This is a genomic window from Vibrio sp. 10N.261.52.A1, from assembly GCF_002876325.1.
Lineage (GTDB): Bacteria > Pseudomonadota > Gammaproteobacteria > Enterobacterales > Vibrionaceae > Vibrio > Vibrio chagasii.
This window is the reverse complement of record NZ_MCYD01001254.1, coordinates 1-5,026: the sequence shown is the minus strand read 5'-3', so window position 1 is coordinate 5,026 and position 5,026 is coordinate 1. Positions and strand designations below refer to the sequence as shown.

The window sequence follows — 5,026 nt, the reverse complement described above, 5'->3', positions numbered from 1 at the left end:
TGGTATTCCTTAACCGATTTGATACCTTAGCCACAAATCATTATAAAATTTGTGGAGAATAAAGTATGAAGTGTCACCGCATAGAAGAACTTCTTGAGCTTATGGAGCCAGAGTGGCAGAAAGATCAGGAGCTTAACTTATTAGAGTTCATCATTAAGCTGTCAAAAGAGGCAGGCTACGAGGGCAAGCTTGAAGACCTGACTGACGATGTGCTTATCTACCATCTAAAAATGCGCAACAGCGAAAAAGATGAAATGATTCCTGGCCTTAAAAAAGACCAAGAAGACGATTTCAAAACCGCAATCCTAAAAGCGCGTGGCCTACTTTAATCACCTCTGTGGGTTAAAACGCCATTGCGTTATAGATAAATAGCTCAATTTAAAAAAGCGACCACTCGGTCGCTTTTTTGTTTCTGTTCGCTATTTTTTCGTCACAACTGTTATGACTTTTGTTGTTAAAGGTTGATTGCGTTAAAGAAATGAGAACAAGATTGTCGCTATAATCGCCACCCATAAGGATCTTCTAAAATATAAGAGTGAATGCTCTTTCAGCCTTGCACCAAACTTAAGCTTAGATCCTCTAACATCATATTTTTAAAGCAATGTCGTCAATACTCTCGAAGAAGGGTATAGCCACCAAAAGGATAGTCCATGAGTCAGGATAAAATCGATATCAAAGATGTGACTCCTAAAACCTTTAATCCTAAGACACATAAAGGTAATGGAGATCGATTTAACCCAAGTAACCGAATCTATGTTCGAGAAAGCAAAGGTAAATTCCAACAATTACGCCGCTACGGTGGTTGGTTCTTACTTTTACTTTTTGCGCTGATCCCATGGATTCCATTTGGTGAGCGACAAGCAATCTTGCTCGATATTGGTAGCCAACAGTTCAACTTCTTTGGCACCACGTTATACCCGCAAGATCTGACCCTACTCGCAATCTTATTCATGATTGCCGCATTTGGCCTGTTCTTTATCACCACCTTTTTGGGCCGCGTATGGTGTGGCTACCTGTGCCCACAAACCGTGTGGACCTTCATGTACATCTGGTTCGAAGAGAAACTGGAAGGTGCTGCCAATAAGCGAAGAAAACAAGATTCCGGCAAACTGACCACCAATCTAATGGTCAGAAAAACCCTCAAACACATTGCGTGGTGGGCGATTGCGATTGCGACCGGTTTAACCTTTGTCGGTTACTTCATTCCAATCAAAGAGCTGGTGGTTGGCTTCTTTACCTTTAATTCATCGTTCTGGCCTGTGTTCTGGGTGCTGTTCTTTGCAGGCTGTACTTATGCCAACGCTGGTTGGATGCGTTCGATTGTGTGTCTGCACATGTGTCCTTATGCTCGCTTCCAATCTGCGATGTTTGATAAAGACACCTTTATCGTAGGCTACGATAACAAGCGTGGTGAGAACCGTGGCCCTCGTTCTCGTAAGGCGGATCCAAAAGCGCTTGGTCTTGGCGACTGTATTGACTGTAACCTGTGTGTGCAAGTGTGTCCGACGGGCATTGATATCCGTGATGGCCTGCAATACGAGTGTATTAACTGTGGTGCGTGTATTGATGCCTGCGACAAGACTATGGAGCGTATGGGCTATGACAAAGGTCTGATTAACTACACCACGGAGCATAGGCTTGAAGGTCACTCGACTAAAGTAATGCGTCCTAAGTTATTGGGCTATGGTGCAATACTTGTTCTGATGCTTGGCTTGTTCTTCGTACAAATCGCCAGTGTCGACCCAGCAGGATTAAGCGTTCTGCGTGATAGAAACCAACTGTTCAGAGTCAACACTCAAGGGTTGGTTGAAAACACCTATACCCTAAAGGTGATCAACAAGACTCAACAAGAACAAGAGTACAAGCTCGAAGTAAGCGGGTTACCAGGTTCAATTTGGTACGGTAAACAAACCGTGACGGTTGCTCCGGGCGAGGTTTTGAACCTACCTATCAGTTTAGGTGCTGATCCTGAGAAACTGAGCTCTCCTGTTTCGACAATTCAGTTTATACTCTCGGATAATGAAGAGTTTACGATGGAAGTAGAAAGCCGCTTTATCAAGAAGCTCTGATACTAATCACACACGATTGGTATAACACCTAATAAATGGAAAAAGGCTCAGTAATGAGCCTTTTTTATTATATGACGATGCAAGCCTTTAATTTTGATAACCTGACCCCCGACTTCATGTGGTACGCACTGGAGAGCATTGGGGTGCGAGCTGAATCTGGGCTTCTTGCCCTTAACAGCTACGAAAACCGGGTCTATCAATTCACCGATGAAGACCGTAAACGCTACGTCGTTAAGTTTTATCGCCCTCAGCGCTGGAACAAAGCACAGATCCAAGAAGAACATGACTTCGCACTGGAGCTCATCGACCAAGAAATTCCCGTTGCTCCACCAATGCGGATTAACGGCGCTACCCTACATGAATACCAAGGCTATCTATTCGCGCTATTTGAGAGCGTTGGTGGCAGACAGTATGAAGTAGATAACCTAGATCAATTAGAAGGCGTTGGCCGCTTCCTTGGCAGAATTCATAAGGCGAGTGCAGCGAAAACCTTTCAACATCGTCCAACCATCAGCCTAGATGAATACCTGCATCAACCACGTAAGATCCTAGAAAACTCTCAATTTATTCCAATGCACTTAGAGAACGCTTTCTTTAATGATATCGATCTACTGATCAAAGAATTAGAGAATCAATGGCCAAGCAATATTGAGAACATCCGCCTGCATGGTGATTGCCACCCAGGTAATATCTTGTGGCGCGATGGGCCAATGTTCGTCGATCTCGATGACGCACGTAACGGTCCGGCAGTACAAGACTTGTGGATGCTGCTCAATGGTGAGCGCCAAGATAAGCTGATGCAACTCGATATTTTGCTAGAGAATTACCAAGAGTTTTGTGATTTTAATAGCTCACAACTGAAACTAATTGAGCCTCTACGCGGTCTACGTATGGTGCATTACATGGCATGGCTAGCTAAGCGATGGGACGATCCGGCGTTTCCTCTGGCCTTCCCATGGTTCAATGACCCGAAATATTGGGAGCAACAAGTACTTGCTTGTAAAGAGCAAATTGCTACCCTGCAAGAGCCACCACTTTCGTTAATGCCTCAGTGGTAACCGCAATCGCAACATACAACTAGATAAAAATTCAAACATAATGGAGATTGAATAAATGAAAAAGCTATTCGCATTTTTCTCATTGATCATGTTGAGCCTTACCGCTCACGCTGCGAAATTTAACGAAGGTGAGCACTACAAAGTTCTTGATCTAGAAGCATCAAAGAAACCTGTAGTAACTGAATTCTTCTCTTTCTACTGCCCACACTGTAATAGCTTTGAGCCAATCATCCAGCAGCTAAAACAGCAGTTACCGAAAGACGCTAAACTACAGAAAAACCATGTTTCATTCATGGGTGGCAACATGGGTCTGCCAATGAGCAAAGCTTACGCGACCATGATTGCACTGAAAGTGGAAGACAAAATGGTGCCAGTGATGTTTAACCGCATTCACAACATGAACAAGCCACCACGCGATGAAGCAGAACTACGTCAAATCTTCCTAGACGAAGGTGTTGATGCTAAGAAATTTGATGCGGCCTACAACGGCTTTGCGGTAGATTCAATGGTTCGCCGCTTCGATAAAGCATTCAAAGACAGCGGCCTTTCTGGTGTACCAGCAGTTGTTGTTAACAATCGTTACCTAGTAGAAGCTCAAGGTATCAGCAGCCTAGATGAGTACTTCGAATTGGTTAACTTCTTACTGAAAAAGTAAAAAACAATCAAAAATACAAAATAAGGGAGCTTCGGCTTCCTTTTTTGTGCCTGACGCTTTTTAATGACTTCTTGCAAGAGACACTATCTTTGGATGAGGTTTGGTTTCCCATTTATCCAATTTACCTTTATAAGGTGTGCGATAAAGTGAACCTTTAGATTTCGTTGTTTTCTATAACCTTTTATTAATAGCTATTTATTACTGCCAATCACTGGGGCAAGGATCCTCTGAATGAAAATCAAATATACGTTATTAGCGTTAAGCGTTGCTGCTGCACCCGCGTTTGCCAAGCTTGCTGATGAGCCAGGTTTCAGTGGTGAAATCTCTATCAACACCGGTGTCACTTCTTCGACCTCAAATTTTAATACCGACGCTGACAGTAAGATCTCCTCAACCAATCAAAAAGCTTCGTCTGAGAGCTCATTTCTTGTCGCGCCGCTAGGTAGTATCGCTTACACCTTTGGTGAAAAACTGAACCATCAGGTTTACACAGGTACAGCTCGTGATGATGTTGCGACGGGTACCGTAGTACTTGAGGTTGGTTACAAATACCAACTTGAATCAGGCATGGTTATCGATGCTTCACTACTGCCAACCATTATGTCTGGTGAAACTTGGGCTGATCCATACAACACGAGCTCAGCTCGCAATAAAACCGATGAAACCGGAAATGCGTTCCGCCTAAAACTAGAGAGTATTGCTGGCTCTGCGTTCTCACTGGATATGGCTTATGCGACCAAAGATGTGAAAAGCGATTTAGTTGAAGACGCGCTAAAACGCGACGCCGATACCTTCTACCTGAAAGGTCAGTACCGCCAACCGATTAGTCGCACCATGATGCTAGTACCGTCTTTAATTTATCAATCTAGTGATGCAGACGGCGATGCGGCATCGTTCGAGCAATTCGGTGGTGAGGTCAGCTTATTTGGTGGTATGGGACGTCATCAATACGCACTAACAGCGGGTTACAACCAACGCTCTTACGATGCAAGCAGCATAACTTTCCAAAAGAAGCGCAGCGATGACAACATCAACCTATTTGCCGCGTATGAGTATGATCAGTTCATGGATTGGGAAAACTGGTCGTTCGTCTCCCTTGCTGGTTACGGCACAAGCAACTCGAACATTACCTTCTATGATGAGTCTCAATACATTGTTTCAGTTGGCTTGAACTACAAGTTCTAAACTCAGTGAATACCAACGACTATCCAATCAAAGCCTGCATATATGAAGTGACCCCGTAA

5 protein-coding genes are annotated in these 5,026 nt (G+C 43.9%); all 5 read left to right on the top strand.

Features of this window, described 5'->3' with window-relative positions:
• Positions 1 to 65: 65 nt before the first annotated feature.
• The 5 genes from BCT81_RS26430 to BCT81_RS26410 all read left to right on the top strand — a co-directional run bounded on the left by BCT81_RS26430 (position 66) and on the right by BCT81_RS26410 (position 4,967).
• Positions 66 to 329, top strand: a complete 264-nt coding sequence (locus BCT81_RS26430; RefSeq protein WP_102426383.1) for a YihD family protein — start codon at positions 66 to 68, stop codon at positions 327 to 329.
• A gap of 321 nt (positions 330 to 650) precedes the next feature.
• On the top strand, positions 651 to 2,069 hold the full coding sequence (ccoG, locus tag BCT81_RS26425; RefSeq protein WP_102426382.1) for a cytochrome c oxidase accessory protein CcoG: 1,419 nt from the start codon (positions 651 to 653) through the stop codon (positions 2,067 to 2,069).
• 71 nt (positions 2,070 to 2,140) lie between these two features.
• The gene (locus tag BCT81_RS26420; protein ID WP_102426381.1) at positions 2,141 to 3,127 is read left to right on the top strand and encodes a serine/threonine protein kinase; all 987 of its coding nucleotides are present in this window, start codon (positions 2,141 to 2,143) and stop codon (positions 3,125 to 3,127) included.
• A 55-nt stretch (positions 3,128 to 3,182) separates the two neighbouring features.
• Positions 3,183 to 3,782 carry a thiol:disulfide interchange protein DsbA/DsbL gene (locus tag BCT81_RS26415; protein WP_061033963.1) on the top strand — a complete coding sequence of 200 codons (600 nt, stop codon included), beginning with the start codon at positions 3,183 to 3,185 and terminating at the stop codon, positions 3,780 to 3,782.
• A 231-nt stretch (positions 3,783 to 4,013) separates the two neighbouring features.
• Positions 4,014 to 4,967 carry a DUF2860 domain-containing protein gene (locus tag BCT81_RS26410; RefSeq protein WP_102426380.1) on the top strand — a complete coding sequence of 318 codons (954 nt, stop codon included), beginning with the start codon at positions 4,014 to 4,016 and terminating at the stop codon, positions 4,965 to 4,967.
• Positions 4,968 to 5,026 lie beyond the last annotated feature (59 nt).